The organism is Anoxybacillus sp. LAT27 (genome assembly GCF_022030075.1).
In the GTDB taxonomy this organism is placed as follows: domain Bacteria; phylum Bacillota; class Bacilli; order Bacillales; family Anoxybacillaceae; genus Anoxybacillus; species Anoxybacillus kestanbolensis.
The window spans coordinates 1-227 of sequence record NZ_JAIWYK010000375.1 but is presented as its reverse complement, the minus strand read 5'-3'; the positions used below and the strand labels follow the sequence as shown (position 1 = coordinate 227).

The 227-nt window shown below is 54.2% G+C and carries 1 pseudogene; it reads right to left on the bottom strand.

Features of this window, described 5'->3' with window-relative positions:
* A pseudogene (locus LD028_RS09855) lies at positions 1-227 on the bottom strand (hypothetical protein); the annotation flags it as partial.

Genomic DNA, 227 nt, shown 5'->3' with positions numbered 1-227 from the left:
CGCCCGTTTTCCCGGGAAGATGAACACCGAAAAGCGGTTTTCGCCCATGCGCGCATTTAAGCTGAGCGATAAATCGATGAGCGCCTCTTTGACGGTCGGCAGTTTTGTTTTCATGCTCCCGCTCGTATCGATCAAAATGAGCACATCAAGGGCAACCGTTTCCCCGAGTTCATCGACGACTTCCATCACTTGGCCGCGCTTGTCCGGCGGCAAGTCCTCAAGCGAAA